We start from the raw sequence: 21,759 nt of genomic DNA on the forward strand, positions 1-21,759 counted from the left end.
CGCTCACTCCAGTTCCTCGGGCGAAGCCTTGGGCGGTGTCCTGATCTTGCCGAACGTATAGCCGGTTTCGACGGCATTGTTGCCGAACTTGCCCCGTAGTTTGTCGATGGCGCCCTCGGCCACGGCGCGCTTCGTAGCTTGCACGTCGACCAGATCCTTCGGGTCGGCTCGTCCGTCATCGCTGAGATCGCTCACGCCTATGCCGATTAGGCGAAATCTCGTACCATCGATTTCTTTTTCAAGGAGCGAGCAGCCGGTGCGAAAGATGCGATCGGCAAGCTGCGTCGGATCAGCGAGCTGGCGATTGCGGGTGCGCAACTTGAAGTCGCGTGTCTTGAGCTTGAGCACGACCGTGCGACCCGCAATGTCGGCCGCTTTCAAACGGCGCGAGACTTTTTCAGATAGCGAGCGCAGGATCGCTACAAGTTCGTCCCTGGTTCCAATGTCTTCGTTGAAGGTCGTTTCCGCCGACACGCTTTTGCTCTCACCATTCGGCTCGACGCGCCGAGTGTCGAGGCCGCGCGAGAGCCGGAAGAGCCGTTGGCCCATCGTGCCGTATGCCGCCATGAGCGGGCCGAGCTCCATGGTCTGCAACTGGCCGATCATGCGGATGCCATCCTTCTCCAGTGTCGCGGCGAAGGCCTTGCCGACGCCCCAGATCATCGTCACCGGCTTGTCGGCAAGAAAGTCCTTCGCTTCGGCCTCGCCGATGATCGAGAACCCGCGCGGCTTGTCGAAGTCGGAAGCGATCTTTGCGAGGAACTTGCAGTAGGAGAGGCCGACGGAGACAGAGAGCCCGATTTCCCGCTCCACGCGGTTTGAAAACTTCGCCATCACCCGCGCCGGCGGATCGTGATGCAGCCGTTCTGTGCCCGCCAGATCGAGAAACGCTTCGTCGATCGACAGCGGCTCCACCATCGGTGTCAGATCGCGCATCATCTGGCGTATCTCTCGGCCGACGCGGACGTATTTCTCCATATCGGGTGGAATAACGACCGCGTTCGGGCAGGCCTCCAGTGCCTTGAACATTGGCATTGCCGACTTCACGCCATGGATGCGCGCAACATAGCAAGCTGTTGAAACGACGCCACGTTTGCCTCCGCCGATAATGACGGGCTTGTCGCGAAGCTCAGGATTGTCGCGCTTTTCAACCGCGGCATAAAAAGCATCGCAATCAACATGGGCGATGCTCAGCCTGTACAGCTCTGGATGACGCAGCAGGCGCGGACTGCCGCAAACGTGGCAGCGGCGGCCTTCCGCGCGCTGGGCGGCCATACAGTCACGGCAAAAGCCATATCGCGGATCGTTGAGGGAGGCCATGATGCTCGGAACATAAAAGGAACATCGCCAGCTTACCGAAGCGGCTGAGTCCGCGCAATATCGCGCTGGCGATTATGAGCCGGTTACATCTCCTGGGTGCGTCCACCGGGAAGCAGACGAAGCGCAGCCTGAAAGGTGGCGGGGTCGGTTCCGTTCGTCTCGCAGAATTTCATCAGGGTGGGCTCGTGACCAAGATAGAATTGCAAAACGCCGGCGAGAAAGCCTGGCTCGCCTGCCGCGGCGCGGATTTGGTCGGCGTTGATCCCGGTCAGCGCGAGGAAGCGGGAAAGCAGCTCGCTGTCTTGCGCCAGAAACACCAGGGCGTCGATCGCGAATTGCTGCGCGTCGTCAAGAGAGAGCTGATTTTTCATCCGGATATGTTCCTCAATGCCGCACATTGCGGTCGATCTTTCTGCTGCACCCGCAACCACATGCGGTTGAATATGAGCAAAAGAAGTTGTTGAATAAATCCTTGGTTAAACATGATCGACAGCATATCTGGATTGGTGTGCGGAGTTACCTTTTCATCAATCATCCGCCGATATCAAATGTATCCTTGGAGCGGAGTTGCTGCTGATCTTTGTCTCATGGAATTCGGCAGGTGGCATGCGCCTTCGAGCATGGTCAACAGGAATTTGCCAATGGTCAAGAAAGTCATGATCGTCGAGGATAATGAGCTGAACATGAAGCTCTTTCGCGATCTCATCGAAGCCAGCGGCTATGAAACCATCCGTACGCGCAACGGGCTGGAAGCGCTCGATCTTGCGCGCGAGCATCGGCCCGATCTCATCCTCATGGACATACAGCTGCCGGAAGTTTCCGGGTTAGAAGTCACCAAATGGCTCAAGGCCGACGACGATCTCCACGTCATCCCAATTATCGCTGTCACCGCCTTCGCCATGAAGGGGGATGAAGAGCGCATCCGGCAGGGCGGTTGCGAAGCATATATCTCAAAACCGATCTCGGTGCCGAAATTCATCGAAACCATAAAATCTTATCTTGGCGACGCGTAACCGTCAGTTCGGAGTAGTGAAATATGACGGCCCGCATTCTTGTCGTTGACGATGTACCCGCAAATGTGAAGCTGCTGGAAGCGCGGTTGACGGCGGAATACTACGAAGTCGTGACCGCTACCGACGGCTATGCGGCGATCGATATTTGCGAGACCAGCAACGTCGACGTCATCCTGCTCGATATCATGATGCCCGGCATGGACGGCTTCGAAGTCTGCCGCAGGCTGAAATCGAGTCCAGCGACTGCCCACATTCCGATCGTGCTGGTCACCGCGCTCGACGGCGAGAAGGATCGTATCACCGGCCTCGACCTCGGCGCGGATGATTTTCTGACGAAACCGGTGAACGACCTGCAACTCCTCGCGCGGGTGAAAAGCCTGGTAAGGCTGAAGAACCTGACTGACGAACTGCGGCTTCGGGTGGCGACGACGCGCGATGTCGGGCTCGAATCGATTCTGCGCTTCCCGGGCAAGGACGGTGGCAACAAGAAAGCGCGCGTACTGCTCATCGACGAGCGGCTGGAAAGCGCCGAGCGCATCCAGTCGATCCTTGGGGTAACTGCGGTCGTTGATGTCCAGATTGACCCGCAGACCGGCTTCTTCGATGCGATACAGGGCAACTATGATTGCTTGGTCATATCGTCCAATCTGTCCGATTTCGATCCGCTGCGCATTTGTGCCCAGCTGCGTTCGCTCGACAATACGCGCTCGCTGCCGATTATCCTTATCGCCAGACCGGGTGAGGAGACCTTGATCCGCCGCGCCCTGGAGCTTGGCGTCAATGACTATGTAATGCGTCCGCTGCATCCCAACGAACTTTTGGCGCGGCTGCGGACGCAGTTGCGGCGCAAGGCCTATCATGACGGTCTTCGCGCGAGCGTCGTCAAGACCTACGAAATGGCGGTGACCGATAGCCTGACTGGCTTGCACAACAGGCTTTATCTTGAAACGCATCTGGCAACGCTGTTCAAGCGCGCGGTGGAGCGGCGTCGGCCGCTGTCGGTGCTCATGACCGATATCGACCGCTTCAAGCTGATCAACGACACGCACGGCCATGATGGCGGCGATGAGGTGTTGCGCGAGTTCGCCAAGCGCCTGCGCCGCAATGTTCGCGGCAGCGACCTTGCCAGCCGTTATGGCGGCGAGGAGTTCTTTATCGTCATGCCCGACACTGATACGTCAATTGCCGCCGTCGTCGCCGAGCGTATCCGGCGCGAAGTCGCCTCCACACCGTTTCCAGTCAATAAGAATGCGATCAGCGTGCCCGTGACGATCAGTGTCGGCATCGCCAGCGTGCTGCCAACCGGTGACAGCGTCTCAGCGCTCCTCAAGCGCGCCGACGATGCGCTTTACGATGCCAAGGCCGCCGGCCGCAACCGTGTTGTCTCAGCCGCCGCCTAGTACGCCTCTATCCGAACAAGAACACCCGGTTGCAAACAAAAATGCCGCCCTGGAGGCGGCATTTTGATGATCTGGATAACCCAAGATTACTTGATCTTGGTTTCCTTGAATTCAACGTGCTTGCGCGCAACCGGGTCGTACTTGCGGAAGGACATCTTCTCCGTCTTCGTACGGCTGTTCTTGCTCGTGACGTAGAAGAAACCGGTGTCAGCGGTCGACAGAAGCTTGATCTTGATATTCGCAGCCTTAGCCATTTCAGTTTACCTGTTCTGATTGTTGAGGACCGCTATTCAAATCCAGCAGCGTGGCTATAAGCGGAAATTCGGCCGGACACTTAACCGAATGGCGCCGAAAGTCAAGCCCACTCGATTGGCTCACGGCACACTTCCTGCAAATCGACCCGACACGCGCGGTTGTCGTCATCATCGGTAAGTGCCCGCTGTTCGAGTGCATGCTCGGACGCATATGCGTGCCGGGTGGCAGCTTTTCAAATGACGAAATGGCGAAATTCCATTAAAGGTAGCTCCCGGACACACGCTTAAGTTGAAACTGGCAATTGCAACTGGCCCGGCGCGCGATTCGCGGGTTCGGATCCGTCCATCTGGACCATGTTTAGTGGAGAATTTCACCAATGAAAGTTTCACTTCTGACTGTCGCGATGATTTTTGCGATACCCGGTCTCGGCTTGGCACAGAGCAATTGCGGCGATCTGACCAATCAGACCGAAATGAACGTGTGCGCCGGGAAAGCTTATGCAAAATCCGACGCCGAATTGAACAAGCTCTATAAGGAGATCGAGGCGCGGCTCAAAGACGACACGGACACGACAAAGCTTCTCGTTTCAGCGCAGAAGGCATGGGTGGCCTTCCGCGATGCCGAATGCAATTTCTCGAGTTCACGCGTATCTGCCGGTACCGTATATCCGTTTGTCTCCAGCTCGTGCCTCGACGGCATGACACAAATGCGCATCGAGAGCCTGAAGGGCTATCTCAAATGTACGGATGGCGATCTGGATTGTCCGGTGCCGGCGGCAAACTGACGGGGTTGGGGGCGGGGTAAGCGTGGCTGAAACGCAATGCCGTCACCTTTGTTACTCGCGCACTACAGTCTCCGGTGCCAGACTGGCTCATGACCGCATCGATTGCCGCGCGAAATAGCCGCGGCATTGCCAGGATCAGGAGGAATTAACATCATGGCTTCATCTATCAAAGGCGGCAGCGCCAGCGGCACGACCGGAATGCATACGCCGTCAGTCGTATCGCCCCAGGAGTGGGGAGCAGCGCGCGAAAAGCTGCTCGTCAAGGAGAAGGATCACACAAGGGCACGCGACGCCCTTGCTGCCGAGCGCCGACGCATGCCGTGGATGTCAGTCGACAAGGAATATGCTTTCGAAGGACCTGACGGCAAGGTCAGCTTGCGCGACCTGTTCGATGGCCGCCGGCAGCTGATCGTCTATCGCGCCTTTTTCGAACCCGGCGTCTTTGGCTGGCCGGAACATGCCTGCCGAGGCTGCTCGATGGTGGCCGACCAGGTGGCGCACGTTGCCCACCTCAATGCTCGCGACACGACGCTTGTTTTCGTCTCGCGCGCGCCCCAGGCGGATATCGCACGCCTGAAGGCGCGGATGGGCTGGGAGATGATACCCTGGGTCACGGTCACCGACGGGTTCGATGCGGATTTCGGCGTCGACGAATGGCACGGGACGAACGTCTTTTACCGTGACGGCGATCGTATCTTCCGTACATATTTCATCAACAATCGCGGCGACGAGCAGATGGGGGGTACCTGGAACTACCTCGACATCACGCCGCTTGGCCGGCAGGAAGTCTGGGAGGATTCGCCCAAAGGCTATCCGCAGACACCCACCTACAAATGGTGGAACTGGCACGACGCCTATGTGCCGAATGCCGCGCCCGACAAGAAATGGGTCGAAGTCTCGGATGCAGGCGAGGCGGCGTTCCGCAACAAGGAATGAAGCGGTAGATACAGAACTGGTCGCCGGGTTTCAGTCCCGGCGAGCCAGAAGCCTCGATCCGACGAGAAGCGCGTAGAAGGCAAAGAACACGGCGAGGGTGATCGAAAAGCCTTTGGGCCCGAGGACATCCATGCCGGCGCCAACCGCCTGCGGTCCGACCAGCATGCCGACCGCATAGCAGAAAACGAACGCTGCATTGGCGGAGGCGAGTTCACGGCCGGTCAGTTGCGATCCGAGATGCGCGAGCCCGACCGTGTAGAGGCCGGCAACCACGCCGCCCCAGACGAAAAGCAGGGCGGCGACGATATACCAGTTGCTCGAAATGAACGGCAGAATGCACATGCCGGCAAGCCCGATCAGGGCGCAACAAAGCAGGATCTTGCGGCGATCGTTGACGTGATCGCTGAGAAGACCGATGGGAATTTGCAAAAGAACGTTGCCGAGCCCGATCGTCGTAAGCAGCAGGGCAGCATTGGCTTCGCTATAGCCTATGCGCGAGCCAAACACAGGGAAGAGGGCGAAGCCGCCCGTTTCGACCGCGCCGAACACGAAGACCGCTGCCGTTGCAGTCGGGACCGCCCAGATGAATGGCGCAAAGGGCACATGTTCTTCTTCCTTGAAGTCCGGGCTGTCGTTCCATGCGAGAAGCACGGGCAGTATCGCGAACAGAATGATCCCGAAGCCCACCGCGAAAGGCATGATTCCCGTGCTGCCGATGCGCGAAAACAGCCAGGGGCCAAGCGCAAATCCCATCGAAAGTACGGTGGCATAGATGCCGAGTACCAAACCCCGCTTTTCGGGCGGCGCTGCCGCATTGATCCAGTATTCGGACAGGATGAACAGCATCGTCAAGGCGAAGTGCAGGAAGACACGCAGCACCATCCACATCCAGAAGTCGGTGAAGAAATGAAATCCGACAAAGGAGAAGGCGCCGATAAGAAGCATTCCGATCAGGGTTGGTACGACACCGAGGCGGGCTGCGATCGGAGCCGCGAAAGGCGCAGCGACGATGGACGCAATGCCGGCGACCGCCGCATTCAGGCCGATCATGGTTGCCGAGTGACCGCGACTTTCCAGAATGACGCTGAGGAGCGGAATACCAAGACCAATGGCAACGCCAACGGCGCTGATGGTAGCAATGGCAGCGACGAGTGCGCGCCAGTGGGTCTGAACCTTCACCTGTTCAGCCGTCTGCATTGAATCCATGAATCAAAAGACCTCTCGGACGAATCGTCCATATTTCATGCGGTATTGAATGAGGGCACTGCCGGGCGTAAGCGACGGATTCTCGCCGAGGAGAGTCTCCGCCTCCTTGATGATCAACCGGGTAATTTCGGGAATGTCGAGTTGCCTTGCCTGAGCGAAGGGAAGCCAGCATAGCTCCTCGAGTTCCTGAGACGGACCGGTCGGCTCGGGGAGCGTATCGGCGACGGCGTCGCGAAAAGCAAGGAAGAATCGCGTATCGAACCGGCGCGAGCCGCCGGGGGGCGTGGTCGCCCTCGCAAAATATCGAAGGAGGGACAGGTCCGGGATGATCCGGCGCTCCGAGAATGCCGCCCAGTCCGGATGCTTGATCAAAGACGGATCGTCATGCCGGCGCCCGAGGAGAAGACCGGCCTCTTCATAGGTTTCGCGGATCGCCGCAAGGGCTAGAGCCCGGCAGCGCTGGAAGCTGGGCCTGCTGCCCATGCCGCCGAGAAGCTTCGCCTGGTCGGCCTCCGCAAGTTCCGAAAACGCAGATACCCGCCCATCGAACACTTCAGTGCGGCCGCCGGGAAACACGAATTTTCCGGGCATGAAGACATGGCGCATGTGGCGCTTGCCCATGAGGATCCGCAACTCTGGACCGGAACGGTCGACGAGCAAAAGCGAGGCAGCATCGCGGGGCCTTATGCGGGCCGCGCGCCGCTTGTCAGCGACCGCAGCTTCGTGGTTCTGGCTGTTCACCGCCATGAGGTCACTGGTCCGATGGTTCCAGATCGTCGGTCTCGCCGCCGAAGCCATGCATGTAATTTGCCCACTGAAGGCCGATGATCGCACCCTTGATCGGCTGAAGCAGGGCAATCGACATGATGATGGTCAAGGGCACCCAGATCGCCAGGTGCACCCAGTTGGACAGGATAAAGAGGGTTTCGACTGCGAGGAACCCGCCGAGGACGACGTGTCCGACAATCGTGATGGTGATGTAGGCGGGAAAGTCGTCGGCGCGCTGGTGGGTAAAGTCTTCGCCGCACACCGAGCAATTGTCGACGGACTTGACGAATGCACGGAAGAGCTTGCCTTCGCCGCAATTGGGGCAGCGGCAGCGAAAGCCCCGCCACATTGCCTGTCCCACGGGACGAACGGGCCGCGTCTCGCCAGTGCCTGCGCCAAACGTCTGTATCGTCGTCATCCTCTGCCTCTTCGCCCTCCGCGCGAGACGGTGGATGGGCGCTTCTGGTTTCCGCGCACGAAGCGCTTTGCCTTGTGATGCGAGCGTACCCCGCTTGGTACGGGGTGAGGCTCGGAGAGCATTTCGAACCGCAATGCGCCCGCTACGGGCAATGCTTCTACCAGCCGGACTTCGACGACATCGCCAAGTCTGAAGCCTTTTCCGCTTCGTTCGCCAGAGAGGGCATGGTTGGTTTCGTCGTAAAGATAGTAATCATCACCCAAAGTTGAAATGGGAATAAAGCCGTCGGCACCATATGTCGCAAGCGAAACGAAGAGCCCCGACTTGGTTACGCCCTGCACGCGCCCCTCGAAACTCGCGCCGACCTTGTCGGCAAGATAGTGCGCGATGAGGCGATCCACCGTGTCGCGCTCGGCGGCCATAGCGCGCCGCTCCGCCGTCGATATAAGCGCGGCAATTTCCGCAAGATCGGCTTCTTCCTTCGGCGTGATGCCGTCCGAACCAAGACCGAGCGCCGCGATCAGCGCCCGGTGCACGATCAAATCGGCATAGCGGCGGATCGGGGACGTGAAGTGGGCATAACGATGCAGATTGAGACCGAAATGCCCAATGTTCGCAGGATTGTATTCGGCCTGCGACTGGGATCTGAGCACTACCTGATTGACCAGTTCCTGGCTTTCGCTGCCTTCCACCCGTTTCAATATGTTGTTGAACTGGTTCGGGCGCAGCTCCGCACCGCGCGCCAGAGAAATATCGAGCGTGCGCAGAAATTCCCGCAGCGTCTCCTGCTTTGCCAGCGACGGCGCATCATGGATGCGGAAAATCAGCGGCTGCTTCTTGCGCTCGAGTGTTTCCGCTGCGGCCACGTTGGCCTGGATCATGAATTCTTCAATGAGCTTGTGCGCGTCGAGCCGCGGCGGCACGACGACCTTGTCGACCTTACCCTCCGGCGTCAGCAGAATCTTCTTTTCCGGAAGGTCGAGTTCGAGCGGCTCGCGCGCATCCCGGCCGCGCTTCAGGACGCCGTAAGCGTCCCAAAGTGGTCGCAGGATGGTGTCGAGGATGGGCTGCGTCTTTTCATCCGGTGAACCGTCTATCGCGGCCTGGGCCTGCGGATAGGCAAGCCGCGCATGCGAGCGCATCATGATGCGGTGGAAACTGTGCGATACCTTTTTGCCTTGCGCGCTGAAAATCATACGGGCGGCGAGGGCAGGGCGATCGACCAGTTCCTTGAGCGAGCAAAGATCATTTGAAATGCGCTCCGGCAGCATGGGCACGACCCGGTCGGGGAAATAGACTGAGTTGCCACGCTTCAGCGCTTCGCGGTCGAGTGCAGAGTCCGGCGTCACATAGGCGGCGACGTCGGCTATCGCGACGGTAACGATATAGCCACCGGGGTTCTTCTCGTCGGTGTCAGGCTCGGCATAGACCGCATCGTCGTGGTCCTTGGCGTCGGCCGGGTCGATCGTCACCAGGGGAACCGCGCGCCAGTCCTCGCGATGCTCCATTGTCGCGGGTTTTGCCTTCTCTGCTTCGGCGATGACGCTGTCTGGAAATACGTGCGGTATCTCGTGCTCGTGGATCGCTATCATCGACAGCGCTTTTTCACTGGCCACCGACCCGATGACTTGCGTGATCCGGCCCAATGCGAGCCCATACCGACTGACCTTCAGCACCTCGACTTCAACAAGATCGTTCGGCTTGGCATTGTTCAGCTGCGCGGGATCGATCGAAAGCTCTACCTGGCGACGCTCGACGGGCTCGAGCCGCCATTCGCCATTGTCGAGTTTGCGCAGGACGCCAAGCACTGCATCCTTGCGATGTTCGATCCGCTTGATGACGCGCGCCGTATAGGCATGGCCCGACGCATCGGCACCATGAAAGATACGCGCAAGGACCCGATCGCCGACGCCAGGTGCGGGACCCTTCTGGTTCCGCGAGGCGCGAATGAAGACAACCGGCGGGCGATCATTATGATTGGGGTCCCATTCCGCGGGCCTGGCAATGAGTCCGCCGTCGCTTTCCCGCCCGGTGATATCCAGAACGGCCACGTTGGGAAGGCTGCCGGGGAGAGCGAGACGCTTGGCACGCTTTTCGACGAGGCCGTCGTCGGCAAGATCGCGGAGAATGTCCTTCAGGACAATCCGCGCCTCGCCCTTGAGGTTGAATGCCTTGGCAATATCGCGCTTGCCGGCAAGGTCCGGATTTTCCTTGATAAAGGCAAGAATCTCATCCCGGCTCGGCAAGAAGGATTCGCGCTTGGCGTCTGCGGAACTGGCAGGCCGCTTTTTTCCGCTGGGTGGAGAGATACGGCGTGCCAATTCAGCTTCCTAACTTGCCTTTTTCGCCGCAACCTTTTTGGCCGCCGGCTTCTTGGCGGTTTTTTTGGCAGTGGGTTCCTTCTTGGCGGCAGCCTTGCGCACCGGCGCCTTCTTGCCGCCCTTGGAGCCCGCTTTTTCCGCAATCATGGCAAGCGCTTCTTCGACCGTAACGACAGCCGGATCCTTGCCCTTAGGCAATGTCGCATTGACCTTCCCCCAATTGACGTAAGGGCCATATTTCCCGTCGCGCACCGTGATCGGACCGCCATCAGGATGATCGCCGAGCTGCTTGAGCGCTGCGGGTGTTCCCCTGCCGCGACCGGGACCCTTCGCCTGCTTTTCAGCAAGAACAGTCACGGCGCGGTTGAGCCCGATAGAGAATACGTCCTCGGCGCTCTCGAGATTGGCATAGGTGCCGTCATGGGCGATATACGGGCCGTACCGCCCGATCCCGGCGGAAATCATCTTGGCGGTTTCGGGGTGCTGCCCGACATCACGCGGCAGCGACAATAGGGCCAGCGCTTTTTCGTGGTCGATCGTTTCGAGCGTCCAGCCCTTGGGCAGGCTTGCCCGCTTGGCCTCCTTGCCGTCGCCGCGCTGAATATAGGGGCCGAAGCGGCCGCTGCGTGCAGTGATGTCCTCGCCGGTATAGGGATCCTTGCCGAGAAGCTTGGGCTCGTCGCCGCTATTGCCGTTCTCGTTTGCCACCTCACTGCCGCCGAGCTGGCGCGTGAACTTGCACTCGGGATAGTTCGAGCAACCGACGAATGCGCCGTATTTGCCAAGCTTCAGCGAAAGATTGCCCGTTCCGCACACCTGGCAGATGCGCGGATCGCTGCCGTCTTCACGCGGCGGGAAGACGAGCGGGCCGAGTTCCTCATTGAGCGCGTCGAGAACGTTGGTGACCCGCAATTCCTTGATACCGTCGACGGAGCCGAAGAAATCGGTCCAGAAATCGCGCAGGACATCCTTCCACTTGAGCTTGCCGTCGGAGATTTCATCGAGCTTTTCCTCAAGGTCCGCCGTGAAATCATATTCGACATAGCGCTTGAAGAAGCTTTCCAGGAAGGCGATCACAAGCCGGCCCTTGGCCTCGGGGATAAGCTTGCGCTTCTCGACCGCAATATATTCGCGGTCGCGCAGTGTCGTTATCGTTGCCGCATAAGTGGACGGGCGGCCTATGCCGAGCTCGGTCATCTTCTTGATGAGCGTTGCTTCCGAATAACGCGGCGGTGGCTCCGTCGAGTGTTGGCTGGCTTCGATCTTCTCGCGGGCGAGGGCCTCGCCAGCCCTGATCTCGGGCAGGCGGGCGCTGTCTTCGTCGACATCCTCTTCCTCGCGGTGATCGACATAGGCTCCGAGGAAACCGTCAAAACGGACGACCGAACCTGTCGCACGCAATTGCGCCAGGCGGGAACCGTTCCGCGCCTCGATGTCGACGGTCGTACGCTCGATGTCGGCCGATTGCATCTGGCTCGCGATAGCGCGCTTCCAGATCAATTCATAAAGCCGCGCCTGATCATCATCGAGGAACTTGCGCATGTCCTTCGGATGGCGATTGAAGTCCGTCGGGCGGATGGCTTCATGAGCCTCCTGCGCATTCTTCGCCTTGGTCGAATAGTAACGCGGCTTCTCCGGCACATATTTGTCGCCAAAGACGCGGCCGATGGTCTTGCGTGCCGCCTGAACCGCCTCCGGATCCATCTGAACGCCGTCAGTACGCATATAAGTGATGAGACCTGCGGTTTCCCCGCCAAGGTCCATGCCTTCGTAAAGACGCTGCGCGATCTGCATTGTGCGTGAGGAGGAAAAGCCCAATTGTCCGGATGCTGCCTGCTGCAAAGTGGAGGTGGTGAAGGGCGGTCCGGGACTGCGCTTTATCGGCTTTGCTTCAACGGCGGTCGCCTTAAACGAAGCGCCTTCGAGCATGGCGCGAATCTCACCGGCCTGTTCGCCATTCTTGATGTCGAGCTTGCCGAGCTTCTTGTCGTCGATTGCTACAAGGCGCGCTTCAAAGAGGTCGTTGCGCGGCGTCTTCAAGTGCGCTGCGATCGTCCAGTATTCTTCGCGCACAAACCGTTCGATCTCAGCTTCGCGATCCGCGACGAGCCGCAGGGTGACGGACTGGACACGTCCAGCCGAACGGGCGCCGGGCAGCTTGCGCCAAAGCACGGGCGAGAGGGTAAAGCCAAACAGATAGTCGAGCGCACGGCGGGCGAGATAGGCATCGACCAGCGGCATATCGATATCGCGGGGGTTCGCAATGGCCTCGAGCACCGAATCCTTGGTAACCGCGTTGAATGCAACACGTTTTACCGCCTTTGTACCAATTGCCTTCTTTTGCTGCAGCACCTCGAGCACATGCCAGGAGATCGCCTCACCCTCGCGATCAGGGTCGGTCGCAAGAAAGAGCGTGTCGCTCTCCTTCAATGCCTTGATGATATCGCTCAGCCGCTTTGACGATTCGGAGCTTACTTCCCAGGACATCGAGAAATCATTGTCGGGGAGGACTGAGCCGTCCTTGGCAGGCAGATCGCGCACGTGGCCGAACGAGGCCAGGACCTTGTAGCCCGGGCCAAGATATTTGGTGATTGATTTGGCCTTGGTAGGCGATTCGACGACGACGAGATTCATTACGGATTCGAGCTTTCTGCCCTTGTCTGATTAAAGAAGTGCCGGTTTCGCACCGGTACAGAAGTCTGTGAAATGAACAGGCTTCTGCGCAACGTCAAGGTCTGGGCTTCAAAAATCGACAATTGCAACCACGGGTTGCTCAACGAGCTAATACAATTAATGGTATTGTCGTTTGCGGTGCAAGAGCCCCGGAGATTTTTGGCCGGTTATTTGATGTGTACGTGTGCAAAGTATAAAAAACAAGGACTTAAGTAGCTATACATTAAGCGATTTCTGGTCAAATATAGCGCCATTTCAGCATGGGCTTTTTCAAGGATGTAATTATGAGCGAAAGCAAAATCAATCCAGTCGAGAACGTCAGATTTATTCAGCAGATGCTCGGTGAGCTCCGCACGATGGCCCAAAACACCCGGTTGGACATGTTGGCCTACCTCATCGAGATCGCTTACATCGAGGGCAGCGACCAGTTGCGTCGCCACACGGGCTCGGACTCAGGAATAAACCAGCGAAACATATCCGCCTGAGTGGCGTTGCAAACGTCCGGCAAGATCGAGCTCAAGCAGAATCAGCATGATCAGGGAAGGATGCAGTCCACTCGCACGGATCAGCTCATCGATTTCGGTCGGAACAGGCCCAAGCAGATTGACCACGCGGTCGCGGTCGCTTTCATCAGGTGGGTTGAGCGAAGGGAAATCGATTTCCGGCGCGAGGAAGGCGGGCGGGTCGGCGATCGGTCGATCGACAAGCGGCGTGAGGCCGTCGATCACATCCTGCGTGCAGGTTGTCACCGTCGCGCCATTCTTCAGAAGATCGTTGGTGCCCTTGGCCCTCGGATCGAAAGGTGAGCCCGGAACGGCGAAAACGTGCCGTCCCAGTTCGCCGGCAAGCCGGGCGCTGATGAGCGAACCCGATCGTTCTGCAGCTTCCACCACGACGAGCCCCAGGGACAGTGCGGCGATGATTCTGTTGCGCCGTGGAAAATCCCGCGCACGCGGCTCCCAGCCGAAAGGCATTTCGCTGATGGCAGCGCCGTGTCGACTGGATATGGCTGCGTAAAGGTCAAGATTTTCCGGCGGGTAGGGCATGTCCAGTCCGCCTGCCATGACCGCGACGGTTCCATGGTCGAGGCTTGCTTCATGGGCGGCGGTATCGATGCCGCGCGCCAGGCCCGAGATCACGGCGAAACCCGCTTGTCCGAGGTCTCGCGCAAGCATGCGGGCAAATTTGAGACCCACCAGCGAGGCGTTGCGGGCGCCGACGATAGCAACCGGCGGAAGCCGGAAAACGTCAGGATTGCCCTTGATTGCCACGAGGGGAGGCGGATTATCGCATTGCCGCAAGTAGCGCGGATAGTCGGGTTCGCCGATCCCGACGAAGCGCGCACCGGTTTTAGCTGCGGCTTCCATTTCGCGCATGGCATCCTCGACCGGAGCGATCCGAATCGGGCGGTGCCCGCCACCGCGCCGAACGAGTTCGGGAAGCATTTCCAATGCGGCAGCGGCTGATCCGCAATGGGCTATGAGATCGCGAAAGGTCGCGGGGCCGACATTGTCGCTTCGGAGCAAACGGAGCCAGGCCAGCCGCTGGCTGTCAGAAAGGCGGATGCCTTTCGCGGCGTCGTTCACCCTTTAGATCCGATCTTGCCCTCAGTTCCAGCGATGAGACGCTGGATATTGGCGCGGTGCTTGATGAAGACGATGACGGTAAGGATCAGGAACAGCACGGCTATCTGGTGCAAGCCTATAATATAAAGTGCGATCGGGACAATCGCTGCCGCGACAAGAGCGGCGAGTGACGAGTAGCGCGTGGCATAGGCCACGCCAAGCCAGACTGCGGCAAAGATCAATGCACCCTGCCAGAACAATCCGAGCAGAACGCCCAGATATGTGGCGACGCCCTTGCCGCCCTTGAACTTCAGCCAGACTGGAAAAATATGGCCGAGGAACGCACCGAGGCCCGCTGCGATTGCCGCTTCCGGACTGGCGATCCCGGCGATCAGCACGGCGGCTGTTCCCTTCAACATGTCAAGGAGCAGGGTGGCCGCTGCCAGCTTCTTGTTGCCCGTGCGCAGCACATTCGTGGCGCCAATATTGCCCGAACCAATGCTGCGGACATCTCCGAGCCCTGCCATGCGCGTCAAAATCAGGCCAAACGGGATGGAACCCAGCAGATAGCCGAAGGCCAGTGCAAAGAGAAGAAGCGGAACGCCTGCTGGTCCGCCTGAAAAATCCGACATGCAACGCCCCCCTGGCGGCTTCTAGATAGTGAAGACTGATTTGCCTGCAACGAATGTCTGAATGACGCGCCCCTGGAACCGTGCTCCTTCGAAGCAACTGTTCTTGGAGCGCGACCGCAGATCTTCTTCCTTCACAACCCACGGCTCGTCAAGATCGACTATGGTCACATCTGCTTTGGCGCCGGGCCGCAACGACCCGGCCTCGATGCCGAATATCCGGGCTGGCGCGCTCGACAGCGCTTCGACGATGCGCAGAAGCGGTACATCGCCGTTGTGGTGCAGCCGCAGCGCCGCACCGAGCAGCGTTTCAAGTCCGATCGCACCGGCGGCGGCATCGGCAAAGGGCAGGCGCTTGGTATCGACATCCTGCGGATCGTGGGCCGACACAATAATGTCGATCACGCCTTCGCGCAGCGCCTCCACCATGGCAAGCCGGTCCTCCTCGAGCCGCAGCGGCGGCTGCAAGCGGAAGAAGGTGCGGAATTCGCCGACATCGTTCTCGTTCAGCGACAGGTGGTTGATCGAAACACCGGAGGTCACGTTGAGACCGTCCTGCTTGGCCTTGGCGATGACCTCCGCCGACATGGCGGTCGAGATCTGCGCCGCATGATAAGCGCCTTGGGTAAGGGCGGCGAGCCGCATGTCACGCTCGATCGGGATAACCTCCGCTTCGCGGGGCGTTCCGGAAAGGCCGAGCCAGCTGGCGAATAGGCCCTCGTTCATCACCCCGTTGACGCCGAGGTAGGGATCCTGGGCTTCGTGCGCGAGCACGACACCAAAATCGCGCGCATAGGTCAGTGCCCGTCGCATCAACTGCGTATTGGCGATGGAGTGTCGGCCCTCGCTGATCGCGACGGCTCCGGCTTCGCGGAGCAATCCGATCTCGGTCATCTCCTCGCCGTTGAGACCCTTGGTGACTGCGGCGGCCGGATAGACGTTGACGACCGCTGTGTCGCGCGCGGTACGCAGCACGAATTCGACGAGGGCGACATTGTCGATGACCGGGTCGGTATCGGGCATCATGATCATGGAGGTGACGCCGCCGGCGGCGGCAGCATGACTGGCGGACGCGATCGTTTCGCGATGTTCCGCCCCCGGTTCCCCAATGAATACGCGGGCATCGACAAGACCGGGGAGGACAGATTTGCCCTTGCAGTCGATTATCGTTGCGCCTTCGGCTGTGCCCTGGTTACGAGCATCCGCACCGCTCGCGACAATCCTGTCGCCGTCGATGATAAGGGTCCCGATTTCGTCGAGGCCGCGCGACGGGTCGACAATACGGGCGTTCTGAAGAACTGTCGTGCTCATCCTGCAACTCCCTCCGCATTGCGGCGGGGGTCGAGGAGCGCTTCCATCACGGCCATGCGCACGGCGACGCCCATTTCCACCTGTTCCTGAATAACACTCTGTGAGCCGTCGGCAACGTCCGAAGCAATCTCGACACCGCGATTCATCGGACCGGGATGCATGACCAGCGCATCGGGCTTGGCGTATTTGAGTTTCTCGCGGTCAAGCCCGTGATAACGGAAATATTCGCGCACCGACGGAACGAATGATCCGGCCATGCGCTCGCGCTGAAGCCGCAACATCATGACCACGTCGGCGTCTTTCAGGCCGTCTTGCATGTTGTGGAACACCTCCGCGCCCATGTGGGCAATGCCGGAAGGAAGCAATGTGGACGGTGCAACCACGCGAACGCGGGCGCCCAAGGCATTGAGTAGAATGATATTCGAGCGGGCGACGCGCGAATGCAGGACATCGCCGCAGATCGCGACTGTCAGCCGCTCGACTTTCCCCTTGGCACGGCGGATCGTCAGCGCATCGAGCAGCGCTTGGGTCGGATGTTCATGCGCCCCATCCCCGGCATTGACCACCGAGCAACCAACCTTCTGCGCCAGAAGAGCAGCGGCGCCGGCGGAAGAGTGGCGGATGATCAGGATATCGGGCCGCATCGCATTGAGCGTCATCGCCGTGTCGATCAGCGTCTCGCCCTTTTTGACTGATGAGTTGCCGACCGACATGTTCATGACGTCGGCTCCGAGACGCTTGCCCGCAAGCTCGAACGACGATTGCGTTCGTGTCGAGGCTTCGAAGAAGAGGTTGATTTGTGTCCGGCCGCGCAGAACGCTCTTCTTTTTCTCGGACTGCCGTGAAACGGCAATCTCACTTTCGGCAAGATCGAGAAGCTGCGTTATGTCTTGGGGTGAAAGACCCTTGATGCCAAGCAGATGGCGGTGGGCGAAGGGAGGTGGGAGCGTTTCCAATGTCATAGCGAGTCCCCCCTATAGGCCCGATGCCCCGCTGCTGCAAGCATCGGACCGCGCATATCCTTGTTGATCGCCAACATGGCTGTGAACAATGGAGCATAAAGGTGGCTGCGTCGGCAACGGGCGTCATTTGCTGCTGCTGTCCAAGAGGCGTACAATCACCTCTGCCAGTGACAACGCGAATACAATGGGGGGCAGGATGTCAGATGGCATTATCCCGACACGCGCCGCCATGGAAGGCGGCGGATACTATAATCGCCATTCGGCAATGCAGGCTGCCGGCAACGCGGCGGCCCTGGCGCTGTGGCAATCGGCGGCGAATTCCGTAGCCTTCGGCGACGAACCGCTAGTCATTGTCGACTACGGCTCATCACAGGGCAAGAACTCGATGGATCCGGTGGCAATTGCGATCCAGGCGCTGCGGGCGCGCGCCGGTGAGGAGCGTTCCATCGAGGTGATCCACACGGATTTGCCCTCGAATGACTTCACATCGCTGTTCAATGCCCTCGAAAGCGATCCGCAGAGCTACATGACGGGATCGACGGGAATATTCCCCTCCGCGATCGGGCGCAGCTACTATGAACCCCTCTTTACTCCGGGGCGGGTGCACCTTGGGTGGAATTCCTGGACCATGCAGTGGATGAGCCAGCACCCCGTCGACATTCCCGACCACATTTTTGCCCTTCACAGCAAATTTGAGGACGTTCACAAGGCATTACTCCTTCAACAAGCCCGCGACTGGCGGCTATTCCTGCAGCGCCGGGCCAGGGAGCTGCGCCATGATGGCAGGCTACTATGCCTTTTCCCGGGACGGCCGGAAGACAGGGTTGGCTGGGAGTGGCTGACCAGCGAGTTGTGGCACGCCTTGCTCTCCATGAAGCACGATGGACTTCTTTCGGAAAACGATCTTCTGCATATCAATATTCCGACGGCCCCGCGCAAACTTGCCGATATCAGGGCGCCCTTTGCAACAGGAGATGGCGCGTTTGCCGGCCTGCGGATCGAGCGCTCGGAAATACTGCCTGGGCCGGACTTGCATTGGGATGCGTTCGAGCGCACCGGCGATCCACTACCGCTTGCGCGCGGCTGGACCGGTATGATGCGGGCTTTTTCGGGGCCAACCGTGGCGTCCTCACTCAGCGCCAAACCGAACCGGGCAGCTCTGGTCGATGAGCTTTACGGCAGAATGGAAGCAAGCCTCGCGTCGAACCCGCGGCGGCATGAGCACTTTGTCGCCGTAGTGCTTTTGCACAAGGTCGGTTGAGACGACGGTTTTCTCGCTTGCGGCCGATATCGACTAACGCTGGACACATCATATATTGAGGGAGTTAACCGCTTGTCAGATTCTTGGCACGATAAAGAGTCTGCGCGCACCCGCATGCCGATTGAAACACGAGCGTGCGACTACCACAGCAAGTCAGGACCCGCTACTTGAAAACCCATGATGTCCTCAACCAGACACCGCCGATGAGCGGCCTTAACGCCTACCTCGGCGATCCCTTGCTGATGCAGATCACCAAGCGTTTCCCACAGGAGGTGCGCAAGGAACTGGAACAGAACGGGCGCTTCGTACTTTCAAGCGATGCACAGGATTTGGCGAGGCTGGCGAATGCGGAAACGCCGAAGCTGCGCACCCATGACCGACAGGGCCGGCGCATCGACGTCGTCGATTACCATCCTGCCTATCATGCCTTGATGCGCCGGTCGGTGTCGCAGGGCCTGCATTCCTCGATATGGGAAGACGGAAAGACGGAATCAGGCGTACGCCATCAAGCGCGCGCCTCGCGCTTCTACCTTACGGCCCAACTCGAGTGTGGCCATCTATGTCCGCTGACAATGACGAGCGCTTCGCTCGCGGCCCTGATGGCATCGCCCACGCTCTATCGCGAGTGGTCGCCGCTGATCCTGCCTCGCAAATATGATTCCAGCAACAAGTCGCCGGCAAAGAAGGCCGGTCTCACCCTCGGTATGGGGATGACCGAGAAGCAGGGCGGCACCGACGTTCAGGCCAACACAACGCGCGCCGAGCCGGATGGGAGCGGCTTTTATCGGATCACCGGCCATAAATGGTTCATGTCAGCGCCGATGTCCGATGCCTTCCTCGTTCTAGCGCAGGTCCGCGAGGGACTTTCATGCTTTCTCGTGCCGCGCATCCTTCCGGACGGAAGTTCGAACGGGTTCCGCTTTCAACGGCTGAAGGACAAGCTCGGCAATCGCTCGAATGCGTCGTCGGAAGTCGAATTCGAGAGTGCCCTTGGGCAGATGATCGGCAATCCAGGAGAGGGCGTCAAAACGATTATCGACATGGTGACGCTCACCCGGCTTGATTGCGCCATCGCTTCGGCAGGCCTGATGCGTGCCGGACTTGCGGAAGCGGTGCACCATGCGCGCCACCGCGTTGCGTTCGAGACGACGCTCATCGAGAAGCCGCTCATGCTGCGCGTGCTCGCCGATATGGCCCTCGATGTCGCGGCTGCCACGGCGCTTGCAATGCGCCTGGCGCGGGCATTCGATAATGCTGCCAAGGATCGCAGCGAAGCCGCCTTTGCCCGCGTCATGACCCCTGTGGTAAAATACTGGGTGGCAAAGATCGCACCTGCGATGCTCTATGAGACGATGGAGTGCCTCGGCGGCAACGGTTACATCGAGGAAGGCAATCTCGCACGCTACTATCGCGAGGCCCCGGTCAATGCGATCTGGGAGGGCTCGGGCAATGTCATGGCACTGGATGTTGTTCGCGTTCTCAAACGTGGTCCGCAGCTTTTCGATGAAGTGCTGAACTGGATCGGGGCCCAACTCGGACGGGGCGGCCAGGGCACAGTCGAAGTGCTGCGCGCAGCCATGCGCGTCACCGAGAACGATGAAGGTGCTGCCCGTATTCTGACCGAGCAGCTTGCACTGGCGGCGGCCGGTGCGGAACTGCGCTATCTCCATTCGGAAGATATAGCTGACGCCTTTATCGAAACGCGGCTCGGCGGCCAGTGGCGCACGACCTACGGCATGCTCGACGCGCGCCACAACGCCAAGAACATCGTAAATTCGCTTTATCCGGGCGCTTCCTGATTCTCAGGGGAAGCCGCAGAACCTTTGACCGCGCAGTGCACGCACCGCGTGCAGCATCTTCATTGTCAGAAAAATTGGAAAGTGACGCACAAAATGCATCCCGAGCGCGCACGGGGGCTCGCTAATAGCTTCAATTTGAATTAAATTTTTGTAAATTAACCTTAACAAACGGTTTACATTGCGGTTCACTTCTTAAACGATAACACTGTCGTTCGAAATTGCACTGCAAATTCGTAGGGTTAAGATAAAGTGATTATGAGCTTCCCTTGGAGGAGTTACTGAATGCGCAGCTTCCTGATTTTCTGGGCGGGACCGCTGACTTTCCTTTGGGGATGGTATTTCCTGTCATATTACGATCTCAGCATGGGCATGTATTTTTTCAGCCGTGAGATGCATGACCTGGTGTTTCAGATTTACGGGCAGGCGCTCGGCATAGCGCCGGAAAGCATTCCACCTCTGGTTGCGCGTGCTTGTATCATCGACACCGGCCTGGTCCTTGGCCTCATCGCTTTCCGCCGTCGCCGCAAGATCATTGCTTGGGTAAAGGAATGGCGCGCAGCGCGGGCTGGCTATGGGAAGGAACTTCCGTCAATATCGGTTTCCTGACGCAGCGCCCGCAGGCGGTCCAACGCGCCCTGCAAGATAAAGGATGCAGCGGCTGAATCGATGCGGTCGGCCCGCTTCTGGCGCGATACGTCCATTCCGATCAGAACGCGCTCGGCCGCAACCGTCGACAGACGCTCGTCCCAATAGACAAATGGAAGTTCCGTCAGCTTTTCCATATTGCGCACGAAGGCGCGGGTCGCCTGCGCCCGCGGACCTTCGCTGCCATCCATGTTTACCGGCAGCCCGATGATAATGGCGCCGACATTGTCGGCATTGAACGCTTTCAGCAAATCCTGAGCATCGTGCGTGAACTTGCTGCGTCTCAATACAGGGCGTGGGTTGGCAAACGAGAAGCCGCGATCTGAAATCGCGATGCCGATCGTCTTGGTCCCAAGGTCAAGACCGGCGAGCGTCTTACCCTCCGCCACGCGCGTCTCAAGTTCTTCAATTGCCAATACCGTCAATTTGATTGCTTCCTGCACTTGCAATGCGGATCGATCGATCGCTTTAATCCGGCACACCTGACACATAC

The 21,759-nt window shown here is 59.2% G+C and carries 21 protein-coding genes; 8 read left to right on the forward strand and 13 right to left on the reverse strand.

The genetic code is table 11. The annotated features are described in order from the left end of the window. Positions 1 to 3: 3 nt before the first annotated feature. Both BR48_RS0117485 and BR48_RS0117490 read right to left on the reverse strand, forming a co-directional pair. Positions 4 to 1,320 (reverse strand): DNA polymerase IV, encoded by a 1,317-nt coding sequence (locus tag BR48_RS0117485; RefSeq protein WP_027232492.1) that lies wholly within the window; start codon positions 1,318 to 1,320, stop codon positions 4 to 6. Positions 1,321 to 1,403: 83 nt separating this feature from the next. Next, positions 1,404 to 1,691, reverse strand: coding sequence for a DUF3572 domain-containing protein (locus BR48_RS0117490; RefSeq protein WP_027232493.1), 288 nt, complete (start codon positions 1,689 to 1,691; stop codon positions 1,404 to 1,406). A gap of 270 nt (positions 1,692 to 1,961) precedes the next feature. Between BR48_RS0117490 and BR48_RS0117500 the strand changes: the two genes are divergently transcribed. Beyond that, positions 1,962 to 2,333, forward strand: coding sequence for a response regulator (locus BR48_RS0117500; protein WP_008122893.1), 372 nt, complete (start codon positions 1,962 to 1,964; stop codon positions 2,331 to 2,333). Positions 2,334 to 2,356: 23 nt separating this feature from the next. Then, positions 2,357 to 3,733: a PleD family two-component system response regulator gene (locus BR48_RS0117505; RefSeq protein WP_027232494.1), complete on the forward strand. Its 1,377-nt coding sequence runs from the start codon at positions 2,357 to 2,359 to the stop codon at positions 3,731 to 3,733. Positions 3,734 to 3,819: 86 nt separating this feature from the next. On the opposite strand, the gene rpmG is transcribed toward BR48_RS0117505, so the two are convergent. After that, on the reverse strand, positions 3,820 to 3,987 hold the full coding sequence (gene rpmG / locus BR48_RS0117510) for a 50S ribosomal protein L33 (RefSeq protein ID WP_008122896.1): 168 nt from the start codon (positions 3,985 to 3,987) through the stop codon (positions 3,820 to 3,822). Between the two features lie 377 nt (positions 3,988 to 4,364). Between rpmG and BR48_RS0117515 the strand changes: the two genes are divergently transcribed. Both BR48_RS0117515 and BR48_RS0117520 read left to right on the forward strand, forming a co-directional pair. Further along, positions 4,365 to 4,772 carry a lysozyme inhibitor LprI family protein gene (locus tag BR48_RS0117515; RefSeq protein ID WP_027232495.1) on the forward strand — a complete coding sequence of 136 codons (408 nt, stop codon included), beginning with the start codon at positions 4,365 to 4,367 and terminating at the stop codon, positions 4,770 to 4,772. A gap of 153 nt (positions 4,773 to 4,925) precedes the next feature. After that, positions 4,926 to 5,708 carry a thioredoxin family protein gene (locus BR48_RS0117520; RefSeq protein WP_155810916.1) on the forward strand — a complete coding sequence of 261 codons (783 nt, stop codon included), beginning with the start codon at positions 4,926 to 4,928 and terminating at the stop codon, positions 5,706 to 5,708. A gap of 30 nt (positions 5,709 to 5,738) precedes the next feature. On the opposite strand, the gene BR48_RS0117525 is transcribed toward BR48_RS0117520, so the two are convergent. The 5 genes from BR48_RS0117525 to topA are packed head-to-tail and all read right to left on the reverse strand — an operon-like array spanning position 5,739 to position 13,055. Then, on the reverse strand, positions 5,739 to 6,914 hold the full coding sequence (locus BR48_RS0117525; RefSeq protein ID WP_051615141.1) for an MFS transporter: 1,176 nt from the start codon (positions 6,912 to 6,914) through the stop codon (positions 5,739 to 5,741). A gap of 3 nt (positions 6,915 to 6,917) precedes the next feature. Further along, complete coding sequence (locus BR48_RS0117530) at positions 6,918 to 7,661, reverse strand: NUDIX hydrolase (protein ID WP_027232498.1); 744 nt, start codon at positions 7,659 to 7,661, stop codon at positions 6,918 to 6,920. Positions 7,662 to 7,665: 4 nt separating this feature from the next. Then, positions 7,666 to 8,100 (reverse strand): DUF983 domain-containing protein, encoded by a 435-nt coding sequence (locus BR48_RS0117535; protein WP_027232499.1) that lies wholly within the window; start codon positions 8,098 to 8,100, stop codon positions 7,666 to 7,668. Then, complete coding sequence (rnr, locus tag BR48_RS0117540) at positions 8,097 to 10,421, reverse strand: ribonuclease R (protein WP_027232500.1); 2,325 nt, start codon at positions 10,419 to 10,421, stop codon at positions 8,097 to 8,099. The genes BR48_RS0117535 and rnr overlap by 4 nt, the downstream gene beginning before the upstream one ends. 9 nt (positions 10,422 to 10,430) lie before the next feature. Then, positions 10,431 to 13,055: a type I DNA topoisomerase gene (topA, locus tag BR48_RS0117545; RefSeq protein WP_027232501.1), complete on the reverse strand. Its 2,625-nt coding sequence runs from the start codon at positions 13,053 to 13,055 to the stop codon at positions 10,431 to 10,433. Between the two features lie 323 nt (positions 13,056 to 13,378). Here topA and BR48_RS0117550 point away from each other — a divergent pair, with 323 nt between their 5' ends. Then, positions 13,379 to 13,579, forward strand: coding sequence for a hypothetical protein (locus BR48_RS0117550; protein ID WP_081815942.1), 201 nt, complete (start codon positions 13,379 to 13,381; stop codon positions 13,577 to 13,579). On the opposite strand, the gene dprA is transcribed toward BR48_RS0117550, so the two are convergent. From dprA to BR48_RS0117570, 4 genes are read right to left on the reverse strand one after another with little or no spacing between them, the layout of a single operon-like run. Beyond that, positions 13,547 to 14,680, reverse strand: a complete 1,134-nt coding sequence (gene dprA / locus BR48_RS0117555) for a DNA-processing protein DprA (RefSeq protein ID WP_027232503.1) — start codon at positions 14,678 to 14,680, stop codon at positions 13,547 to 13,549. The genes BR48_RS0117550 and dprA overlap by 33 nt on opposite strands. Then, positions 14,677 to 15,291 (reverse strand): glycerol-3-phosphate 1-O-acyltransferase PlsY, encoded by a 615-nt coding sequence (gene plsY, locus BR48_RS0117560; protein WP_027232504.1) that lies wholly within the window; start codon positions 15,289 to 15,291, stop codon positions 14,677 to 14,679. Before plsY ends, dprA begins: the two co-directional genes overlap by 4 nt. A gap of 21 nt (positions 15,292 to 15,312) precedes the next feature. Further along, on the reverse strand, positions 15,313 to 16,599 hold the full coding sequence (locus BR48_RS0117565) for a dihydroorotase (RefSeq protein ID WP_027232505.1): 1,287 nt from the start codon (positions 16,597 to 16,599) through the stop codon (positions 15,313 to 15,315). Further along, a complete protein-coding gene (locus BR48_RS0117570) occupies positions 16,596 to 17,561 on the reverse strand; it encodes an aspartate carbamoyltransferase catalytic subunit (RefSeq protein ID WP_027232506.1) in 966 nt (321 codons plus the stop codon). Before BR48_RS0117570 ends, BR48_RS0117565 begins: the two co-directional genes overlap by 4 nt. Positions 17,562 to 17,757: 196 nt before the next feature. Between BR48_RS0117570 and BR48_RS0117575 the strand changes: the two genes are divergently transcribed. From BR48_RS0117575 to BR48_RS0117585, 3 genes are all read left to right on the forward strand, one after another. Further along, positions 17,758 to 18,822, forward strand: coding sequence for a hypothetical protein (locus tag BR48_RS0117575; protein ID WP_027232507.1), 1,065 nt, complete (start codon positions 17,758 to 17,760; stop codon positions 18,820 to 18,822). Between the two features lie 167 nt (positions 18,823 to 18,989). Further along, the gene (locus tag BR48_RS0117580) at positions 18,990 to 20,621 is read left to right on the forward strand and encodes an acyl-CoA dehydrogenase family protein (protein ID WP_027232508.1); all 1,632 of its coding nucleotides are present in this window, start codon (positions 18,990 to 18,992) and stop codon (positions 20,619 to 20,621) included. 282 nt (positions 20,622 to 20,903) lie between these two features. Further along, complete coding sequence (locus tag BR48_RS0117585) at positions 20,904 to 21,227, forward strand: DUF6105 family protein (protein ID WP_027232509.1); 324 nt, start codon at positions 20,904 to 20,906, stop codon at positions 21,225 to 21,227. Here the strand turns inward: BR48_RS0117585 and ruvX are convergent. Then, the gene (gene ruvX, locus BR48_RS0117590; RefSeq protein ID WP_027232510.1) at positions 21,191 to 21,691 is read right to left on the reverse strand and encodes a Holliday junction resolvase RuvX; all 501 of its coding nucleotides are present in this window, start codon (positions 21,689 to 21,691) and stop codon (positions 21,191 to 21,193) included. The genes BR48_RS0117585 and ruvX overlap by 37 nt on opposite strands. Positions 21,692 to 21,759 lie beyond the last annotated feature (68 nt).

The organism is Phyllobacterium sp. UNC302MFCol5.2, from assembly GCF_000686005.1.
In the GTDB taxonomy this organism is placed as follows: domain Bacteria; phylum Pseudomonadota; class Alphaproteobacteria; order Rhizobiales; family Rhizobiaceae; genus Phyllobacterium; species Phyllobacterium pellucidum.